The organism is Hamadaea flava (genome assembly GCF_024172085.1).
GTDB lineage: Bacteria > Actinomycetota > Actinomycetes > Mycobacteriales > Micromonosporaceae > Hamadaea > Hamadaea flava.
The window spans coordinates 3,716,621-3,736,884 of sequence record NZ_JAMZDZ010000001.1 but is presented as its reverse complement, the minus strand read 5'-3'; the positions used below and the strand labels follow the sequence as shown (position 1 = coordinate 3,736,884).

Here is a 20,264-nt window from a genome sequence, read left to right as displayed (position 1 = left end):
CGACCCAGAACCCTGATCCAGTGCCCAAAGGCGTCGAAAACCTAGCGGCGGCGGTTCTTCTTCTTGGGCGCGGAGTCCTGTGGCGCGGCCACGTACGTCCCCTTGCCCAGGATCGATGTCGGCGGCGGCGTGAAGTACCGGATCGGCTGGCCCTTCAACGCGTCCCGCAGCGTCCAGGCCACCGCCTGAAGTGGAATGTTGTAGTTCCAGTCGCCGACGGCGTGGAACGGATTGTCCGGGTCGGCCATGAAGCTCGCCGCGGCGTACTCGGGCGTGAAGCCCACGAACCAGGCCGCGCGGGTGTCGTCGGTGGTACCGGTCTTGCCCGCGATCGGACGGCCGATCATGTTGTAGACGCTGCCGCCCGTGGTGTTCCAGCTTCCGCAGCCGCCCTTCGAGGCCCCATATCCGGTGACGCAGCGGGCGGCGTCGGTGGCCGCGTGGGCGACCTCCGGGCGTACGACCTGCTTGCAGCGCGGTGCGGCGACCTCGACGGTCTGGCCCTGTTCGTTGGTCCAGGTCGTCGCTGTCCCGTCCGGGTTGGTGATCGACTGCACCGGAAGCGCCTCGCAATAGAGGCCGTCCCCGGCGACCGCGGCGTACGCCGTGGCCATCTCCAGCGGCGTGGTGTCGGCGACGCCCAGGGTGAACGCGCCCCACGTCTTGCTCCGCGGGTAGGTCGCCATCATGTCGTCGATGTCGTTGTGCCAGGACAGTCCGAGGCTTTCCGCCATGCGTACGACCGCGTCGGAGCCGACTGCCTGCTCCAGTTGCACGAAGTACGTGTTCACGGACTTCCCGAAGCCGGTCCACATGTTCTGCGTACCGGTCATCGAGCCGCTGGCGTTCGTCGGGCACCACCGGCCGCCCGCGCACGAGCCGCGTTCGCCCCAGCCCGCCCAGTACTTCGAGACCAGGCGCTGCGGTGAGTAGTACGACTGGTTCATCTTGAAGCCGGCCTGCAACGCCGCCAGCAGGGTGAACATCTTGAACGTCGAACCCGCCTGGTAGCCCGCGCCGTTGAAACCGCCGCCGTTGAGCGGGTTCACCGTGTTCGGGTAGGTGCCCGGGATCTTGCCCGCCTTGTTCCAGTCGGTGTTGGTGCCGTTGTTCTTCTGGTCCAAGGAGTACGTGCGGTTCAGGCCCATCGCCTTGACCATGCCGGTACGCGGTTGCACGAGCACGACGCCGTGGGCGTACGGGTTGCTCTTGCTGACGTTGGCGAGCACGTTCTTCTGTGCCGCCGCCTGCACCTTGGGATCGATGGAGGTCACCACGCGGTAGCCGCCGCGACGCAGTTTGGCCTCGCGTTCGGCCGGGTTGTTGCCGAACGCCGGCTGCGACATCCACCACGACTTGAAGAAGTCGCAGAAGTACCCCATGCTGTTCAGCTTCGGCGCGATCGAGATGCAGTCGTTCGGCGGGTTGGTGATCTTCAGCTTGATCGGCTGACTGGCCGCCTGTTTCGCCTCGTCCGCGGACAGATAGCCGAGATCGGACATCCGCTGCAGCACGTAGTTGCGGCGTTCGGTCGCGGCCCGCTGGTTGGAGGCCGCCGGATCGTAGAGCGAGGGCGCCTGCACCAGGCCGGCCAGCGTCGCCGCCTCGGTCGGGGTCAGCGTCTTCGGCGTCTTCGAGAAGAAGATCTGCGACGCCGCGAAGACGCCGTACGCCCGGTGCCCGAAGTAGGCCACGTTCAGGTAGCGCTCCAGGATCTCCTGCTTGGACATCTTCTTCTCGAGCGCGATCGCCAGCCGGATCTCGCGGATCTTACGGCCGCTGGTCTGCTCGGTCGCCTGCTGCACCTCGGCCGGGGTCTGCGCGCCGTCGCGCAGGGTCGCCCGGACGTACTGCATGGTCAGCGTCGACGCGCCCTGGGTCACCTGGCCCGAGTTGTGGTTCGCCACGAACGCCCGGGCGATGCCTTTGACGTCCACGCCGTTGTGCTCGTAGAAGCGGGCGTCCTCGCTCGCCACGATGGCGTGCTGGATGTTCTCCGACATCTCGCTGATCGGCGTGTACTTGCGATGTTCCTCGTAGAACGTGGTCAGTAGCGTCTTGCCATCGTTGGCGTAGACGTAGGTGGTCTGGGCGGGCGGTTGCACCGTCAACTCCGCGGGCAATGCCTGATACCAGTCGAATCCGGACTTCACCCCCAGCCCGCCGACGGCGGCCAGAGGATACGTCACCGCGGCCACGATGACGCCGGAGATGAGCCCGGCTCGCAGAATCGGTGTCATGCGGCCGGTCGCGGCGAGGGTGCGCTTTATCACCAGTCCAAGGTAGGACATGTCCCGCTTAGAGATGATTGAAAGCGACAAACGGCACGAGGAAAAGCAGCCCTCCGTCGCCTTCGCGACAACACCCTGTGATCTCCTAACGACGTGCCGCACCCCGAGAACACGCCCGAGCCCGATCTGCTTCATCACGGCGATGTGGAGGTCGGCCCGGACTCCGGCGACCTCATCGACCTCGCCGTCAACGTCCGGCTCGCGCCCATGCCCGGGTGGCTCGCGACGCCGCTCGCCGAATCCCTGGCGCACCTCTCGGCGTATCCGGACGATCGCTCGGCCCGCGAGGCGGTCGCGGCCCGGCACGACCGCGCGAGCGCCGAGGTGCTCCTGACCGCGGGCGCCGCGCAGGCTTTCACTCTGGTCGCTCATGGCCTAGGGGTACGCACACCGCTGGTCGTGCATCCACAGTTCACCGAGCCGGAGGCGGCGCTGCGCGCCGCGGGCCACGAGGTTCGCCGGCTCGTGCTGCCGCCGCCGTTCGTGCTGGACCCGGCGGACGTGCCGGACGACGCGGACCTGGTGGTGGTGGGCAACCCGACGAATCCCACGTCCGTGCTGCATCCCGCCCGAACCCTGGAGCGACTGGCCCGGCCGGGCCGGGTGCTGCTGGTCGACGAGGCGTTCGCGGACACCGTGCCGGGCGAGCCGGAGAGCCTGGCCCACCGGCGCGACCTGCCCGGATTGCTCGTGTTGCGGAGCTTGACGAAGACCTGGGGGCTCGCCGGGCTGCGGATCGGCTACCTGCTCGGCGCGCCCGAGCTGCTTGCCCCGCTGCGCGCGGTCGCACCACTCTGGCCGGTGAGCACACCGGCGCTGGCCGCCGCGATCGCCTGTTCGAGCGACGAGGCGCGGCAGACGGCCGACGAGATCGCTGTCCACTTGGTGGAAGAGCGCGCCCATCTGGTGAGCGCCCTGCGTACGCTGCCCGGCGTAGCCGTGGTCGGCGACCCGGCCGCCTCGTTCGTGCTCGTCCGGCTCGCCGGAGCCGCGAGCGTACGCGAGCAGCTGCGCCTGCGGGGCTGGGCGGTCCGGCGGGGCGATACTTTCCCCGGGCTGGGTCCGGACTGGTTACGCGTCGCCGTCCGCGACACGGCGACCACCGACGCGTTCGTCGAGGAACTGCGCACGGTCCTGTCAGTCGATCGAGGAGAATGACTATGGGTGAGTTGCTGGCTCGGACGGTCGGTGCGATCGGACCGCTCGACGTGTCCGCGATGGACGCCGCCCGGGCCCGCCACGGTCGCCTGACCAAGCCGACCGGGTCGCTGGGCACCCTGGAGGAGCTGTCGATCCGGCTCAGCGGCCTGGCCGGGGTCTGCCCGCCACCGTTGCTGGATCCCGCGACGGTCGCGATCTTCGCGGGCGACCACGGCGTCCACGCTCAGGGCGTCACGCCGTGGCCGCAGGAGGTCACGGCCCAGATGGTCGCCAACTTCGTCGCCGGTGGCGCGGTGGTCAACGCGTTCGCCCGGCAGACCGGCGCGCAGGTCACCGTGGTGGACGTCGGTGTCGCGGCGACGCTGCCGGACGAGGCCAAGCTCGTGGCGGCCAAGGTACGCCCCGGCACCCGGGACTTCACCGTCGAGCCCGCGCTCACCCGCGAGGAGACCGAGCGGGCGATCGAGGTCGGCATCACCGTCGCGCATCAGCTGGTCGACGGCGGGACGCGGGTGCTCGTCACCGGCGACATGGGCATCGCGAACACCACGCCGGCCGCCGCGCTGATCTCGGCGTTCACGGGCGCCGACCCCGGCCGTGTGACCGGCCTCGGGACGGGCATCGACAGCGACACCCACACCAAGAAGGTCGCCGTGATCCGCAAGGCGCTGGACCTGCACCGGCCGGATCCGGCCGACCCGATCGGCGTACTGGCGGCGGTGGGCGGCCTCGAACACGCCGCGCTCGCCGGGCTCATCCTCGGCGGGGCGGCGCGTCGCGTACCGGTGATTCTGGACGGTGTCATCGCCTGCTCGGCGGCTGTCGCGGCGGTCGAGCTAGCGCCGGACGCCGCGAGCGCGCTGATCGCCGGCCACCTCTCGGTCGAGCCGGGGGCGGCGGTCGCCCTCGCGCACCTCGATCTCGATCCGCTGCTCGATCTCGGCCTGCGGCTCGGCGAGGGGACCGGCGCCCTGCTCGCGCTGCCCATCGTCGCCTCGGCGGTACGCGTACTGCACGAGGTGGCCACCTTCGACTCGGCTGGTGTCACGGAGAAATGAGCTCGTTGTATCCCCTCGGCCTGCGGCTGGACGGCCGCCGGGTAGTGGTCGTCGGCGGTGGCGCCATCGCGACCCGTCGCATCCCGGCATTGCTGGAAGCGGGCGCCGATCTGCTCGTCGTCGCGCCTGAGCTGACGCCTGCCCTGCAAGGGTTGCGGGACGCGGGCCGGTTCGAGTGGCGCGGCCGGGCCTTCGAGCCGTCCGATTTGGACGGTGCTTGGCTGGTGCACGTCGCCGTGGACGATCCGGTGGCCGCCGCCCAGGTGAGTTCGGCCGCCGAGGACTTGCGGGTGTTCTGCGTACGCGCCGACGACCGGCACGCGGCGACCGCGTGGACGCCGGCGGTGACCCGGCACGGGCCGGTGACCGTGGCGGTGCTCGGCGGGGGCTCGCCCCGGCTGTCGATGAGCGTGCGCGACCGGATCGCGGCCCTGCTCGCGTCCTCGACGGACACCGATCGGCTGCCCGGGACGGTGGCCCTCGTCGGCGGCGGGCCAGGCGACGCCGAGCTGATCACGGTCAAGGGACGGCGGCTGCTCAACGCGGCCGACGTGGTGGTCGCCGACCGGCTCGCGCCCGGCGTACTGCTGGACGAGCTGCGCCCTGAGGTCGAGGTGATCGACGTCGCCAAACTGCCCTACGGCGCGGCGGCGGCGCAGGAGCACATCAACGAACTGCTCGTCGATCGCGCGCTCGCCGGCAAATTCGTCGTACGCCTCAAGGGCGGCGACCCGTTCGTGTTCGGCCGGGGTGGGGAAGAGGCGCTGGCCTGCGCGGCGGCGGGCGTACCGGTCGTCGTCGTACCCGGGGTCAGCAGCGCGATCTCGGTGCCCGCCGTCGCCGGGATCCCGGTCACCCATCGCGGGGTCACGCACGAGTTCACCGTCGTCTCCGGACACCTGGCCCCGTCGTCGGCGCAGTCGCTCGTCGACTGGACCGAGCTGGGCCGGTCGCGCGGCACGATCGTCGTGCTGATGGGACTCCGGCATCTGGCCGAGATCGCGTCGACCCTGATCGCGGCCGGGCGTGATCCGGCTACGCCGGCGGCGGCGATCCAGGAGGGCACGACCTCGCAGCAGGTCGTCGTGCGCGCTCCGCTGGCCGAGATCGCCACTGCGGCGGCCGATCTGCGTACGCCCGTCATCACCGTCATCGGTGAGGTCGTTTCCGTGCCTATGTCCGGAACTACACCATTTGGTGATATTTAGCCGATATAACTAGTGGGTGAGTGCTACAGGCAAACTTGGGGCGATCAAGTGGGTCGGCCTGGCGGGCATAGTCGTCGTCCTCCTCGGCACCGGGCACATCCTCGGCCGGATGACCGGCAGCAAACCGCACGCCGCCCCCAGCTCCAGTGCAGCACCCGCTGAGCAGCTGAGCAAAGAAGGCACGGAAGCCGGCGTCGCCCAAGGGCCGGCACTCGCGGCGGTGCCCGCACCCCGGCGGGTGCCGATCACCGGGCCGGGCCGGCCACCGCTGCCCCGCGAAGCCCGGGGGCCGTTCGGCAGCCGGGTCACCACCGGCTATCCCGACATCGCGTTGACCTTCGACGACGGGCCCGACCCCCAATGGACGCCACAGGTGCTGTCGCTGCTCCGCGCGTACCACATCAAGGCGACCTTCTGTGTGATCGGCCTGATGGCGGCCGAGTTCCCGCAATTGGTCCGGGAGATCGTGGCCGAAGGCCACACGTTGTGCAATCACAGCTGGCAGCACGACGTGGGCCTGGGCCTGCGGAGCGAGGCCGCGATCACCGCGGACCTGAGGCGGACCAACGAGGCGATCCACCGCGCGGTCCCGGCGGCCAAGGTCTCCTACTTCCGCCAACCGGGCGGAGCCTGGACCCCGGCGGTCGTCGCGGCGGCGACGCGCCTGGGGATGAGCCCGCTGCACTGGCAGGTGGACCCGCGAGACTGGGCGAAGCCACCGTCGCGCAGCATCGCGATGACGGTGATCACCCAGACCGGGCCGGGCTCGATCGTGTTGATGCACGACGGTGGTGGCAATCGGCAGAACACCGTCACCGCCCTGCACTCGGTGCTGCCGAACCTGGTGACCCGCTTCCATCTGGAGGCGCTGCCGCCCGGCGTCGACCCGCCGAAGCTGTACGGCGTCAGCCAGCCGCTGCACGCGGGGCAGGTCTAGCTCAGCGGATGTTGCCCGTGTGGCCCAGGGAGTACTGACCTGGCTGCGGCCAGATGAGCAGCCCGTGCGGACCTGATCCCACCGGGATGCGCGCGCGGAGCTTACCGGTGTTCACGTCGATCGCGTACACCTCGCTGTGGTACCGCCCGGCCAGCCACAACGTCTTCCCGTCGGCCGAGACCCCGCCCATGTCAGGGCTGCCGCCGCCGGGGATGTGCCACTTCGTGATCGGCTTGCGGGTCGCCACGTCGAGCACCGAGATGCTGCCCTCGTCGCGATTGGAGACGAAGGCACGCTTGCCGTCCCGGCTGAAGTAGATCCCGTGTGCGCCCTGTCCGGTGGGGATGAAACCGGTACGTCGATTCGCCTGAGCGTCGAAGACGTAGACCCCGTTGGCGTGCATGTCGGCGGTGAAGAACGCCGACCCGTCCGGCAGCAGCCGAGTGTCCTGCGGCATGCCCTCTGGCACCACATCCAGCGGCAGGTCCCGGACCAGTTTGCCGGTCGCGACGTCGATGACCACCATGCGGTTGGCGAACTCGCAACTCGCGAGGGCCAGCTTCCCGTCCACGGTGAAGTCCATGTGGTTGATCCCCTCGCACTGGGGGAAACTCGCCGACTTCACCAGCTTCCACGACTTCGGGTCGTAGAAGTCGATCCGTTGGTACGCCTCGGCCACCACCCAGGCGTATTGGCCACCTGGGGTGAAATAGAGGTTGTAGACGTCCTGCACCGGGATGATCTTCCCGGGCTTGCCCGTTCGGGGATCGATCGGCAGCACCGACCCGCCCGGCACCCGGCTCGACGTCACATAGAGCGTACGCATGTCGTAGGACGGCACGACATGCTGCGGTTCCGCACCACCGTAGAAGTGGTCGACCACTTTGTAGGTGACCGGATCGATGACGTCCACATCGTCGCTCTGCGTGTTCGGCACGTAGACCAAGGACTTGTCCGCCTTGACATCCGCGCGCAGATGATTGGCCGCTGCGTCGGCGTACACGTTGAGTTTGCCGCTGGTGGGGCTCGCGCTCGGACTCGCGGCACTGGCCGGCGGTGCCGCGTTGTCGGCGGTGCCCTTGCTCGGGCTCTCCGCGCAGGCCGCGGGGAGCGCTAGGGCACAGGTCAGCAGGAGAGTGGTGTATCGACGCACTCTGGTGACGATATGTGCGATTTGTGGCTACGGGGTGGCAATTCGCTGGCGTGGCACCGGGTTTCCGCCGAGCACAACCATGCAGATCACGGTTTTGCAGGCTTCCCCGGCCGGAGAAGCCTGCAAAACCGTGATCTGCATGCAAACGCCGCGGTGCGGTTTATGAGTCGAGCAGGGTGGCGCAGCGGATCAGGCCGAGGTGGCTGTATGCCTGCGGGTGGTTGCCCAACCCGCGCTCGGAGTCGGGCTCGTACTGTTCGGGCAGCAGCCCGGTCGGCCCGGCCGTGTCGATCATCAGCTCGAAGAGTTCCTCGGCGTCGGCCCGCCGTCCCGTCCGCAGGTACGCCTCGATGAGCCAGGCGGTGCAGATGTGGAAGCCGCCTTCGCGACCGGGCAGGCCGTCGTCCCACCGGTAGCGGTAGACGACCGGGCCGCTGCGCAGGTCGGCTTCGATGGCGAGCACGGTGGACAGGAAGCGGGGATCGTCGTCGGCGAGCAGACCGGACAGTCCGATCCAGAGCGACGACGCGTCCATCTCCGGGTGGCCGTACGCCACCGAGTACGCCTGGACTTCCTCGTTCCAGCCGTAGGTGAGGACGTTCTCCGCGATCTTGTCCCGCAGGGCGATCCACGCGCTGTGGTCGGCGGTGCTGTGGTGGCGGGCGACCGAGATGGCCCGGTCGACCGTCATCCAGCACATGACCTTGGAGTACACGTGGTGCCGGGGCGCGATGCGGGCTTCCCAGAGGCCGTGGTCGGGTTCGTGCCAACGGCGTTCGACCGCCTGCACCATCGCCTCGAGGACCCGCCATTCCTCGTCGCGTACCTTGCCGCGCTTTTCGACGACCGCCGCGAGGAGGTCGGCGATCGGGCCGAAGACGTCGAGCTGGAGCTGGGCGTCGGCGGCGTTGCCCACCCGGACCGGCCGGGAGCCGGCGTACCCGGGGAGGGTGTCGATGACCGCCTCAGGGCCGAGCGGGTAGCCGTCGATCCCGTAGAGCGGGTGCAGCCGTTCCGGGTGCCCGCCCGTACGCTCGACGCAGCCGTCGACCCAGCGCAGGAAGGCCTCGGCTTCGTCCAGCGAACCCAGGTCCACCAATGCGCGAGCCGTCATCGCCGCGTCACGGAGCCAGCAGTAGCGGTAGTCCCAGTTGCGTACGCCGCCCAACTCCTCGGGGAGCGACGTGGTGGCCGCCGCGAGGATGCCGCCGGTGGGCTGGTGGCACAGCCCGCGCAGGGTCAATGCGCTGCGGAGGGTCAGTTCGCGGTGCTTGGCCGGCAGTTTCAGCGTGCCCGCCCAGTCCCGCCACGGCCGTTCGGCGGACTCCAGCCGTTCGATGGACGGGATCGGGTGCGGTGTCGCGTCGTGCGAGCCGAACTTGAGGTCCAGGGTCAGCTCCCCGCCGAGGGCGGCGAGGTCGACGCGGGCCCGGGCGGACCCGCGGTCGGTGTCGATCTCCCAGTCCACGCCGGCGCTGCAGAGCGCGGCCGGCTCGTTCGAGCCCAGCACCAGGACACCGCCGTCGCCGATGGGCTGCAGGCTCACCGCCACTTGGCCGAATCCGGGGCGGGGCGCGAACTCCAGCATCGCGGGAACGTTTCCGGTGATCCGCCGGACGAGCGAGTCCCCGGCCAGCCAATCCGTGACCGTCAACCCCGACCATCGAGTCTCGACAGTCATGGTGCCGGGCCGGTAGCGCTGCCCGAGCGGCGTGCCGCCGCGTTCCGGCCGGACCGTGAAGTGCCCGGCGGGCGAACCGCCGACGAGGTCGGCGAACATCGCGGAGGAGTCGGGTCGCGGGTGGCAGAGCCAGGAGACCCGGGCGTCCGGCGTGACGAGCGCGACCGTGTTGCCGTCGGCCAGCATCGAATGCCGCTCGATCGGGACGGCCCGTTCGCCGAACAGCCAATGCCGCCGCGTCTCCAGCAGCAACCCGAGTACGCGAGCCGCCTGGAACGGGTCGGCGACGCGATACGGCGCCGCCGTCTCACCGGGGCCGACCTTGATGCCGACGTCGGGCCCGTGCAACTGCTTGAAGGCGTTCTCGTCGGTGACGTCGTCGCCCACGAAGAGCACTGCGCTCGCCGACAACTGCGTACGCAGAGCGTCGATCGCGGTGCCCTTGTGCGTCGAGATCACCGACAGCTCGATGACCTCCTTGCCGTGCGTCACATGCACATCCGGCCAGGAGGCCGGGCCGCTGCGGACCGCGTCGGCGGCAGCCGTCGCGATCGCCGGTTCGACACCGCGGGTGTGGAAGGCGATGGACGCCGGCTTGGCCTCCAGGCGTACGCCGGGGAACTGCGCGCAGATGGCGGCGAGTTCCGCCTGGAGTCGCGTACGCAATGCGACCAGCTCGGGAGCGAGACGTTGGACGAAGCCCACGTCGAACTCCGAGCCGTGTGATCCGACCAGATGGACCTCACTGGGCAGCCGCGACAAGGCGGCGAGGTCACGCAATGCGCGGCCGGAGACGACCGCGACGGTGGTCTGCGGGAGGGCGGCGAGGGATCGGATGGCCGCTACCGCCTCGGGGAGGGGTTTGGCCGCGGTCGGGTCTTCCACGATCGGCGCGAGGGTGCCGTCGTAGTCGCAGGCGACAAGCAGCTGCGGCACCCGGGCGATCCGGGTGACCGCCAGGCGGAGGTCGGGGGCGAAGCCGTCCGCGGAGACCACGTTCTCCGCGGCGGCGATGGAAAGTGCTGTGTTCATTAGAGGCTGCCCAGCTCGGTGAGGAACGATCGTGCCCAGTGCGCCACGTCGTTTCGGCGTAGGTGGCGTTGCATGATGGACATACGTTTGCGGGCTTCGTCCGGGTCAACGTGTACGGCTCGCAACAACGAGTCCTTGACGGCGTCCAGGTCATGTGGGTTGCACAGGAAAGCCTGGCGAAGCTCCGAGGCGGCACCGGCGAATTCGCTCAAGACGAGCGCGCCGCCCGCGTCCGCGCGGGCGGCGACGTACTCCTTGGCGACCAAGTTCATGCCGTCCCGTAGTGGAGTGACCATCATGACGTCCGCCGCGCGGTAGAGCGCGGCGAGTTCACTGCGACTGTACGACTGGTGCAGATAATGCACAGCAGGCACGCCGACACGCCCGTAATCGCCGTTGATCCGACCGACCTCACGCTCGACTTTCACCCGCAGGGCTTGGTAATGCTCGACTCTTTCGCGGCTGGGCGTGGCCACCTGGACCATCACCGTCTCGGGGACGGTCAGCCGTCCCTCGGCGAGCAACTCCCGGAACGCCTTCAACCGGTGCTCGATGCCCTTGGTGTAGTCGAGCCGGTCCACGCCGAGGATCATCGTCTTCGGTTCGCCCAGCTCGGTGCGGATCTGTTCGGCGCGCGTACGGATCAACGGGTTGTCGGCCAGCCGGTCGATCTCGCCCACGTCGATCGAGATGGGGAACGCCGCCGCCTTGACGCGGCGGTCCTCGTACTCGATCACGCTGCCGGACACCGGGCAGCCCAGCACGTGATGGGCCAGCCGGACGAAGTTCTGGGCGGCCAGCCGCTGCTGGAAGCCGACGAGGTCGGCGCCGAGCAGCCCGCGCATGATCTCGGCCCGCTGCGGGAGCTGCATGAACAACTCGATCGGCGGGAACGGGATGTGCAGGAAGAACCCGATCCGCAGGTCGGGCCGCTGCTGCCGGAGCATCGCCGGGACCAGTTGGAGCTGATAGTCCTGGACCCAGACGGTCGCGTTCGGCGCGGCGACCTGGGCGGCCGCCTCGGCGAACCGGGCGTTGACCTCCCGGTAGGAGGCGGCCCAGCGACGCCGGAAGATCGGCGGCTCCACCGCGTCGTGGTAGAGCGGCCAGATCGTCGAGTTCGACATGCCCTCGTAGTAGCGGGCGATCTCGTCGGCGTCGAGCGGCACTGGATGCAGGCGGATGCCGTCGACCATGAACGGCGCGGGCGCCGGCCCGGCCGAGCCGGCCCAGCCGATCCACGTGCCGTCCCGTTGGACGAGGACCGGGTGCAACGCCGTCACGAGCCCGCCGGGGCTACGGCGCCAGCGCCGCCCGCCGGCCCGTTCCTCGTCGGGCACTTCGTCGACCGGAAGTCGGTTGGCGACCACCACGAACGAGCTACGTCCCGTCATGACCTGCATCCTATCGTGGCGATCTTGCGCTATTTCTCCCGGACGCGACGTTTGTACCCACGCATGTCTGGGTAAACCCGCAGCTCAGGACCCTTCGCGCCACCGATTGGTAATCGGCAGGCGACGGTCACGTCCGAAGGCCTTGAAGCTGATTTTCGTTCCCGGAGCGGACTGGCGGCGCTTGTATTCGGCCCCGTCCGTCATCCGGATGACCCGGTCGACCAACGCCACGTCGTGCCCGGCCGCGATCAGCTGGTCCCGGCCCAGGTCGCCGTCGACGTACCCGGCCAGGATGGCGTCCAGCAATTCGTAGTCCGGCAGGCTGTCCGAGTCGAGCTGACCCGGCCGCAACTCCGCGCTCGGCGGCTTGCTGATCGAGTTCTCGGGGATCGGAGCGGCGATCCCACCCAGCTCGACCGTGTTGCGCCACCGGGCGAGCTGCCAGACCAGCGTCTTCGGCACGTCCTTGAGCGGATTGAACCCGCCGACGGAGTCGCCGTAGAGCGTCGAGTAGCCGACCGCCAGCTCGCTCTTGTTGCCGGTGGTCAGCACGAGGTGGCCCTCCTGATTGGACAGCGCCATCAGCACCACTCCGCGTACGCGGGCCTGCAGGTTCTCCTCCGCCAGCCCGGTCAGGGTCAGGCTGCCGAGGAAGGCGTCCACCATGGGCGCGATGGGCTGCACGCGGTAGTCCAGTCCGGTGCGCTCGGCCAGGTCCGCCGCGTCGCTCTTCGAGTGCTCCGACGAGTACGAGCTCGGCATGCTGACCCCGACGACCCGCTTCGGCCCGAGCGCGTCGACGGCGATGGCCGCGACGACCGCGGAGTCGATGCCGCCGGACACCGCCACGACGACCGACTTGAAGCGGTTCTTCTCGACGTAGTCCCGCAGGCCGAGGACGAGCGCGCTCCAGACTTCGGCCTCGTCCGGCAGCCGCTCGGCGACGCCGCCCACGGCTCGGTCGCCGGCCGGTTCCGTCCACGAGGTCGCCAGCGTCTGAAGCCGCAGCGACAGCCCGGCTGCCGCGCCGGGCGGAGTCCACGCCGGGTCGGCCGCGGGCAGGTCCAGGTCGTGCACGAGGAGTTCCTCGGTGAACTGGCCCGAGCGGGTGACCAGCTCACCGGCCGGGCCGACGATGATCGAGTCGCCGTCGAAGGTCAGCTCGTCCTGCCCGCCGATCAGGTTCACGTAGGCCACCGCCGCGCCCGCCTCGACGGCTCGCCGCGCCACCAGCGGGAGGCGTACGTCGTCCTTGTTGCGCTCATAGGGCGAGGCGTTGATGTTGACGACCAGGGCCGCGTGGGCCGCGCCGGCGGCGGTGAACGGGCCGCCCGGCTGCCAGATGTCCTCGCAGACGCTGAGCGCGATGTCGGCCGCTGTTCCGTCGGCCCAGACCGCCCGCACGACCGTGAGGGTGTCGCCGGGGACGAAGTAGCGGTCTTCGTCGAAGACGCCGTAGTTGGGCAGGTGGTGCTTGTCATAGGTGGCCGCGACGGAACCCCGGTGCAGGAGCGCGAGCGAGTCGCGGGGGCCGCGCCGGACGGTCGAGTCGGCGCCCAGCCGGGCCGGCCCGTCGGCGTCCAGATAGCCGACCACCACGGCCAGCTCGCCGAGCCCGTCGGCGGCCAGTTCCTCGGCCAGCTTGGCCAGCGCCGCCTTCGAGGCCTGCACGAACGACTCGCGGAAGGTCAGGTCCTCGATGGGGTAGCCGGTCAGCATCATCTCGGGAAAGGCGACCAGGTGGGCGCCGGCCTCGTGGGCCCGCGCCGCGAAGGCGCGCACGGTGGCGGCGTTGCCGGTCAGGTCGCCGACGGTGGAATTGACCTGGGCCAGAGCGATGCGCAGTGTCGGCATGCCCTCATTGTGCCTTTACCGCCCGCCGTTGGTTGGCGATGAGGTGCGTCACGTTCGTCACCACGATGGCCGGCGCGACGACCGCGACCACGCCTCGGAACGTCGGTTCCAGCTTCAGGGCCAGCACGATCGCGGTGATCCCGTTCTGCTGGGCCAGCCGGAGATGCGCCTGGTCGACCGCGGGCATCCCCCGGGTCAGCCAGGCCGCCACCACCCACTGCGCGGCGAACGCGGCCAGTCCCAAGGTCAGCCCGCGCAGCGGGTCCACCCCGCCGATCAGCAACGCCCCGAGCAGCAGCACCGCGCCCGCGAGCGCGGCGTTCACCAGCGCGGGCAGGGCCGCGGCCAGCCGGCGCGGCCGCAGGAACAACCCGACCAATGCGATCGCCAGGAGCCACAACTGCCACACCGCCACGGCCGCCGCGAGGATCAGCAGGCCCACGCGCCACCAGTTCCGCTTCGGCCCCCACTGGTACGCGATGAAGGCGCCGGCGGCGAGGGCGAGGTTGCCCCCGAGTTCGACGGCGTACGCCGTGAGCCCGGCGAGCAGGCTGTCGCCGGGGTGCCCGCGCAGCTCGCCGACCACGCTCGCGGCGGAGACGGCGAGCACGACGGTCAGCGGATCGTCGAACGACGCCCACGCGGCCAGCAGCGACCGGGCGCGGCCGGACATCCGCCCGTCGCCGAGGGCCGCCGCGACCGACAAGGGGTCGATCTGCGCCACGACGATGCCGAGCAGCAGGAAGAGCGGGTCTCGCCAGGTGAGGGCGAGCACGACCCCGATCAGCGTCGCCTTCACCAGTACGCCCACCGTGACGGCGAGCAGGATGAGCCGCCGATCCCGGCGTGCCTCGGTCAGGTCGATCCCGTACGCGCTGCCGTAGAGGCCGACCGCCAGCAGCGTCGCCGTGACGTACGGATAGGCGGCGTACGCGATGATCTCGGTCGGCTGCGTTCCGGTGAGCCAGGCGACCGCCAGCCCGGCCGCCGCAGTGGCCAGGAGCAGCGCCGCCCGTTTCACTTGTGCCGCTCCAGCTCGGTCATCCGCGGGAAGCCGAGTGCGTGCCGGAGATCGTCGACGAGCCGGGCGACCTTGGTGTCCGTGCGATGGACCTGTTCCTGATCCAGCGTGACCGCCAGGAGGTACCGGCCGGTGTCCCGGTCGACCGCGAAGTAGTAGACCGCGCCCCGTTCCACGTCGAGGACGAGCCGGATCATGACGCCCACGTCCAGGCCGCTGAAGGTGCGGTTGAAGCTCTCCAGGGCCGCCTCGACGGTCGGACCCTGCGCGTCGTACGCCTCCCGCCGGGCCTGCGGCTCCACGAGCCCGTGGAACGAACCGAGCGCGGGGTCGTCGAGCATGTCGACCCGGAAGACGCAGTCGTGCCCGGCGTAGTACGCGACGTAGTGCAGGTCGCCCGCGGACAACCGGCTCCGGCACAGCTCGGCCAGATTCTGATGCGCCTCCGGGCGGTAGCTCGCGAACCGCTTGACGTTGACCGACCGGGCCAGGTCCAGCTGCCCCGGGATCGTCACGGGCTGCTGCCGCCACGCGTCGCTGAAGGCGTACACGCCGATGGAACCGACGATCAGCCCGAAGCAGACCGAGACCGCACCCACCGCGGCGTGGGCGACGCGGCCGTTGAACATGCCGTCGACCGAGGCGATGAGGAAGCCGTAGAGCGCGAGCATGATCCCCGCGGCCAGGAGGAAGACCGCCATGCTGAGCCGGAAGGTGACCGCCGACGGCCGGCTGAGGTAGAGCACCAGGGAGATCAGGCCGACGACGCCGACGACGGTGGCGGCGCGGCTGAGGTTGTAGGACTCGCCCTTGATCAGCGCGAGCAGGAACTCGACGGCGATCGGGACGACGAGCGAACCGACCAGAATGGCGGCGAGCTTGCGGGTCCAGGAGGGGGTGAGGGGCACCCCCGGCATAGTAGATCAGCGATGCGCCGGGGCGGTCCCCAGCAAGCTGGGATCGCCCAGCACCACGAGCTTGTCGAGCGCCCGGCCGACGAGGTCCTGGATCTGGCGGTCCAGCACCGGTCCACCGGCCGGCCCAGTACGCCGCAGCACCGAGACCGTGTCGCCGACCCGGCTGATCGCGAGATACCCGGTCTGCTGCCCGGACTTGGTCGTGAGGGTCATGCTGACCGTGTAGGCGTCGCCGATGAGCAGACTCTCCACACTGGTCGAAGTGAGCTTGACGCGCGCCTTGGTGCCGTCGTCGAGGCGAGCCGTGAAGGCGCCGCAGGACTTGGCGGTCGTGCGGATCAGGTCCACTGCCTCGGTTCCCTGACCCCGGCCGAAGACCTGCACCGCCTGATCCAGTACGCCCGAGTCGGCCCCGACGTGCCGGGCCGTCACCGGCGTCGGCGAGGAACCCGGCATCGGCAGCAGGGAACGCAGCAGCGCGGCCGGATCGGCGACGAGACTCTGGCACCGCTCCGTACGCTTCGGCGGATGTGCCTTCGGGGTGAGCGTCGGCCGCACCTCGAACGAGGCGGGCAGGTCGCCGGCCTCCAGCAGCGCCGTCTGGAGACTGGGCGCCGCCGACGTGGGACCGGCCGGGTCCGCGACCGGTGTGCGCGGCCGCAACCCGATCACGGCCAGCACGCTCAGCGCGACGACGGCGGCGCCGCCGACCGCGATGCCGGTGAGCACGGCGTTCCGGCGAGCGGGCGAGAGGTACAGCTTGGCCACGTGCTGATCAACGCCTGGGCTTTCCCGGCGTGACGTGAGCAGCCCCGGTAACACCCGCGTAACGTGATCGGTGTTGACTGACCGTCAGCCTCGCGCGCGCTGATGGGGCCGCCAGCGGCCTCCTCACGCCAGCGCAAGCGAAGCCAGCACAAAGCAGAAAAAAGTCATGCCAAGAGGGGTCGTAACGCCGTGGACCGTCAGCAGGAGTTCGTGCTCCGGACGTTGGAAGAGCGCGACATCCGATTTGTCCGGTTGTGGTTCACCGACGTGCTAGGCACCCTGAAGTCGGTCAGCGTCGCGCCGGCCGAGCTGGAGGCCGCCTTCGACGAGGGCATCGGCTTCGACGGCTCGGCGATCGAGGGCTTCGCCCGGGTCTACGAGTCCGACATGGTCGCCATGCCCGACCCGACGACCTTCCAGGTCTTCCCGTTCGAGGGCGGCTCGTCTGGCGAGAGCGCCCGGATGTTCTGCGACATCCTGCTGCCCGACGGCAACGCGAGCTGGGCGGACCCGCGGCACGTGCTGCGCCGGTCGCTGTCGCGGGCGGCCGAGAAGGGCTTCACCTTCTACACCCACCCCGAGATCGAGTTCTTCCTGCTGGAGGGCGGCCCGAACGACGGCGGCGTGCCCACGCCGGTCGACTCGGGCGGCTACTTCGACCACACCACGCACGCCGTCGCGCGCGACTTCCGCCGTCAGGCGGTGCTGGCCCTGGAACGGATCGGCATCTCGGTGGAGTTCAGCCACCACGAGGTCGCGCCCGGCCAGCAGGAGATCGACCTCCGGTACGCCGACGCGCTGACCACGGCGGACAACATCATGACGTTCCGGCACGTGATGCGGGAGGTGGCGCTGTCGCACGGGGTGCAGGCGACCTTCATGCCGAAGCCGTTCACCGACCAGCCCGGCAGCGGCATGCATACGCACCTGTCGCTGTTCGAGGGGGAGCGCAACGCCTTCCACGACCCGGCCGACCCGTACAAGCTCTCCGAGGTGGGCCGGGCGTTCATCGCCGGCATCCTCACCCACGCCCGGGAGTTCACGGCGGTCACGAACCAGTGGGTCAACTCCTACAAGCGGCTCTTCCCGCAGCAACTGCCCGACCGCATCACGGAGGCTCCGGCGTACGTGTGCTGGGGGCACCGCAACCGGTCGGCGCTCGTGCGGGTGCCGGCGTACGGCAAGCCCAACTCGGCCCGCGTCGAGGTGCGGTCGCTCGACAGCGCCTGCAACCCCTATCTGGCGTACGCCGTGCTCCTGGGCGCGGGGATGAAGGGCATCGAGGCCGGATACGAACTGCCGCCGGGCGCGGAGGACGACGTCTGGTCGCTGTCGAACTCCGAGCGCAAGGCGATGGGCTACGAATCGCTGCCGGAGAACCTCTCCGAGGCGATCGACGTGATGGCCGGGTCCGAACTGGTCGCCGAGATCCTGGGCGAGCACGTGTTCGACTTCTTCCTGCGGAACAAACGAGCCGAGTGGGAGGAGTACCGCCGCGAGGTCACGCCGTACGAGCGGCGTCGCTACCTCGGCGCACTCTGACAACGAGAACCCCGACACTCCGTCGGGGTTCTCTTTTGTTGACGGTACTTCGGTTAGCGCAGTAGTGTGCTGTGCGTGGATACGACCCAGCTCCTCAAGGGCGTACTCGATCTCGCCGTGCTCGCGGTTCTCCGGGAGGAGGACGGCTACGGTTACGACATCCTGCGCCGCCTGCGGAGCGCCGGGCTGGACGAGATCGGCGACGCCTCGGTCTACGGCACGCTGCGCCGCCTCTTCGCGGCCGGCTACCTGACGACCTATGTGGTGCCCTCCGAAGAAGGACCGCACCGGAAGTACTACTCGCTGAACCCGTCCGGTCGCAGCCAGCTGAAAAACGGCGGCGAGACCTGGCGCGGGTTCGCCGCCACGATGGACGCCCTGCTGGAGAGCCGATGAATCTCGACATTGCGCACTACGCGGCCGCCGTCGGTGCGGCACTCGCCGACCTGCCCGACGACATCCGTGCCGAGCTGCTGGAAGACCTGCCCGCGCACCTTTCCGAGGTCGCGGCCGAAGTCGAGGCGGAGGGCGGCACGCTCGAGGATCGGCTCGGCCCACCGGCCGCCTACGCCGCCGAGCTGCGTGCGACTCTCGGCCCGTCGGCCCCGCCCGCCCGCGGGGCCCGGCTGTCCGCGCTCGTGACCGAGGCCAAAGGGCGGCTGCGGACCACCGACCGCCAGATCGGCAGAATCATCGGGTACGCGAGCCTCAGCGAGTTCGGCCAGTTGCTGCGCCCGGCCTGGTGGGTCGTCCGCGGCTACCTGGCGGCCTGGATCCTCTGCTCGGTCGTCTCCGCCGGGAACGGTCCGCAAGGCGCGCTGCCCCGCATCGGTGACAGCGTCGTGGGTGGACTGATCGTGACGGCCGCCTTGATCGTCGCGTCCGTCTGGCTGGGCCGCACCGCGAGCACCCGGGTCAAGCGCTGGCAGCGGGTCGGGGCCGGCCTGGTGTCGGCGGCCCTCGTGCTGTTCGGAATCGGCCTGCTCGTCACCGTGGACGACGCGGCGACCCGGGACTACAGCAGCTACCAGGAGTACCCCGGCCAGTGGGTCGACGCCTCCTGGCAGGGTGGCGGCAACCTCGTGGTGGTGGACTCGAAGGGCCAGGTGCTCACCCAGGTCTCCATCATCAACCTGGACTCCGAGTCCTACGTGGACGCGAAGATCCACAACTGCGAGGCCATCCTGGCTTGGGAGTACGAGCGCTGGCCGGTGCTGGCCCGGCTGTGCCGCCACCAGGGCCTCTACCCGAGCGAATCGCCGACCGACGCCCCCACCGCCACGACCTCCGCCACACCGTCGGCCACCACGACCACGGCTACCCCGTCCGCTACCGCGACGGCGTCCCCGTCGCCGACCCGCTGACGATCAGGAGGTCGTCGCAGGCTTCGATGAGCCGGGCGCGCAGCGGAGCGGCGCGCTCGGCGAAGTCCTTCTGGCTCAAGGCGTACGCCGCCCGCCCCTCCGGCGTCTCGATCCGGACCGGTGCGTAGCCGAGGTCGGCGAGGTCGTAGGGGCTGGCCCGCATGTCGAGTTCGCGGACGGCCCGGGACAGTTCGAAGCAGTCCGCCACCAGTTCGCTCGGCACGAGCGGGGACAGCTTGTACGCCCACTTGTAGAGATCCATGGTGGCGTGCAGGCAGCCCGGCTGCTCCAACTCCGCCTGCCGGTCGCGGGTGGGCGTCAGGATGTTCAGCGGACGGGCCGGTTCGGTGAAGAACCGGTACGCGTCGAAGTGCGTGCAGCGTACCCCTCGCTCTTCGACGACCTGGGCGGTCGCGGCCGGGGAGAGGCGCAGTGGCCAGGAGTTGTGGCGGACCTGGTCCTGGGTCTGGCGGTAGACCATGGCCCACTCGTGCAGGCCGAAACAGCCGAGCTGGGGCGGCCGGGACGCGGTCGCCACGAGGAGATCGCGGATCCAGCGGATCGAGTCCAAGCGGCGGTGCGGCAGGTCCGGGTCGACGGTCGTGCCACCCGGCGCCGAAACGTACGGCGGCTGGGCCGGACCGTCGGCCAGGACCACGCCGAAACCGGGGTGCCACCGGCGGAGTTGAGCCGGGCGATGCGAGTAGTACGTGAACAGGAAGTCCTCGACGGGATGCTTGACGCCGTCGCGACGGCGGGCGAGGTGACGGCCCAGCCAGTGGTCCACCCGGGCCTCGTGCGCGGCCTGGCGTTCGTGCCATTGCCGGGCCGGTAGGACGGCGTGCTGGACCTTCTCGCTCACCGTCCCAGGGTACGGCGATAG

General features: G+C 70.0%; 16 protein-coding genes. 7 read left to right on the top strand and 9 right to left on the bottom strand.

Features of this window, described 5'->3' with window-relative positions:
• Positions 1-41: 41 nt before the first annotated feature.
• A complete protein-coding gene (locus HDA40_RS17505) occupies positions 42-2,273 on the bottom strand; it encodes a transglycosylase domain-containing protein (protein WP_253757163.1) in 2,232 nt (743 codons plus the stop codon).
• Positions 2,274-2,384: 111 nt separating this feature from the next.
• On the opposite strand from HDA40_RS17505, the gene cobC reads away from it, so the two are divergent.
• Genes cobC through HDA40_RS17485 form a run of 4 tightly spaced genes read left to right on the top strand, consistent with a single transcriptional unit; the run spans position 2,385 to position 6,655 of the window.
• Positions 2,385-3,449, top strand: coding sequence for an Rv2231c family histidinol phosphate aminotransferase CobC (gene cobC / locus HDA40_RS17500; protein WP_253757161.1), 1,065 nt, complete (start codon positions 2,385-2,387; stop codon positions 3,447-3,449).
• Between the two features lie 11 nt (positions 3,450-3,460).
• The gene (gene cobT / locus HDA40_RS17495) at positions 3,461-4,510 is read left to right on the top strand and encodes a nicotinate-nucleotide--dimethylbenzimidazole phosphoribosyltransferase (protein WP_253763666.1); all 1,050 of its coding nucleotides are present in this window, start codon (positions 3,461-3,463) and stop codon (positions 4,508-4,510) included.
• Positions 4,507-5,718 carry a uroporphyrinogen-III C-methyltransferase gene (gene cobA, locus HDA40_RS17490; protein ID WP_253757159.1) on the top strand — a complete coding sequence of 404 codons (1,212 nt, stop codon included), beginning with the start codon at positions 4,507-4,509 and terminating at the stop codon, positions 5,716-5,718. The genes cobT and cobA overlap by 4 nt, the downstream gene beginning before the upstream one ends.
• Positions 5,719-5,734: 16 nt before the next feature.
• A complete protein-coding gene (locus HDA40_RS17485) occupies positions 5,735-6,655 on the top strand; it encodes a polysaccharide deacetylase family protein (RefSeq protein ID WP_253757157.1) in 921 nt (306 codons plus the stop codon).
• Between the two features lies 1 nt (position 6,656).
• On the opposite strand, the gene HDA40_RS17480 is transcribed toward HDA40_RS17485, so the two are convergent.
• From HDA40_RS17480 to HDA40_RS17450, 7 genes are all read right to left on the bottom strand, one after another.
• On the bottom strand, positions 6,657-7,808 hold the full coding sequence (locus HDA40_RS17480) for a YncE family protein (protein WP_253757155.1): 1,152 nt from the start codon (positions 7,806-7,808) through the stop codon (positions 6,657-6,659).
• Between the two features lie 160 nt (positions 7,809-7,968).
• Entirely contained in the window at positions 7,969-10,521 is a 2,553-nt protein-coding gene (gene otsB / locus HDA40_RS17475) for a trehalose-phosphatase (protein WP_253757153.1), read from the bottom strand.
• Positions 10,521-11,915, bottom strand: coding sequence for an alpha,alpha-trehalose-phosphate synthase (UDP-forming) (locus HDA40_RS17470; RefSeq protein WP_253757151.1), 1,395 nt, complete (start codon positions 11,913-11,915; stop codon positions 10,521-10,523). The genes otsB and HDA40_RS17470 overlap by 1 nt, the downstream gene beginning before the upstream one ends.
• Positions 11,916-11,999: 84 nt before the next feature.
• Entirely contained in the window at positions 12,000-13,769 is a 1,770-nt protein-coding gene (locus HDA40_RS17465; RefSeq protein ID WP_253757149.1) for an NAD+ synthase, read from the bottom strand.
• Between the two features lie 4 nt (positions 13,770-13,773).
• Positions 13,774-14,790 (bottom strand): cation:proton antiporter family protein, encoded by a 1,017-nt coding sequence (locus HDA40_RS17460; protein ID WP_253757147.1) that lies wholly within the window; start codon positions 14,788-14,790, stop codon positions 13,774-13,776.
• Positions 14,787-15,698, bottom strand: coding sequence for a hypothetical protein (locus tag HDA40_RS17455; protein ID WP_253757145.1), 912 nt, complete (start codon positions 15,696-15,698; stop codon positions 14,787-14,789). Before HDA40_RS17455 ends, HDA40_RS17460 begins: the two co-directional genes overlap by 4 nt.
• Before the next feature lie 15 nt (positions 15,699-15,713).
• The gene (locus HDA40_RS17450) at positions 15,714-16,475 is read right to left on the bottom strand and encodes a hypothetical protein (RefSeq protein WP_253757143.1); all 762 of its coding nucleotides are present in this window, start codon (positions 16,473-16,475) and stop codon (positions 15,714-15,716) included.
• A 189-nt stretch (positions 16,476-16,664) separates the two neighbouring features.
• Between HDA40_RS17450 and glnA the strand changes: the two genes are divergently transcribed.
• From glnA to HDA40_RS17435, 3 genes are all read left to right on the top strand, one after another.
• Positions 16,665-18,017 carry a type I glutamate--ammonia ligase gene (glnA, locus tag HDA40_RS17445; RefSeq protein ID WP_253757141.1) on the top strand — a complete coding sequence of 451 codons (1,353 nt, stop codon included), beginning with the start codon at positions 16,665-16,667 and terminating at the stop codon, positions 18,015-18,017.
• A 75-nt stretch (positions 18,018-18,092) separates the two neighbouring features.
• A complete protein-coding gene (locus HDA40_RS17440) occupies positions 18,093-18,413 on the top strand; it encodes a PadR family transcriptional regulator (RefSeq protein ID WP_253757139.1) in 321 nt (106 codons plus the stop codon).
• Positions 18,410-19,381, top strand: a complete 972-nt coding sequence (locus tag HDA40_RS17435; protein WP_253757137.1) for a hypothetical protein — start codon at positions 18,410-18,412, stop codon at positions 19,379-19,381. Before HDA40_RS17440 ends, HDA40_RS17435 begins: the two co-directional genes overlap by 4 nt.
• On the opposite strand, the gene HDA40_RS17430 is transcribed toward HDA40_RS17435, so the two are convergent.
• Entirely contained in the window at positions 19,347-20,243 is an 897-nt protein-coding gene (locus tag HDA40_RS17430) for a 3-methyladenine DNA glycosylase (protein ID WP_253757135.1), read from the bottom strand. The genes HDA40_RS17435 and HDA40_RS17430 overlap by 35 nt on opposite strands.
• Between the last annotated feature and the right edge of the window lie 21 nt (positions 20,244-20,264).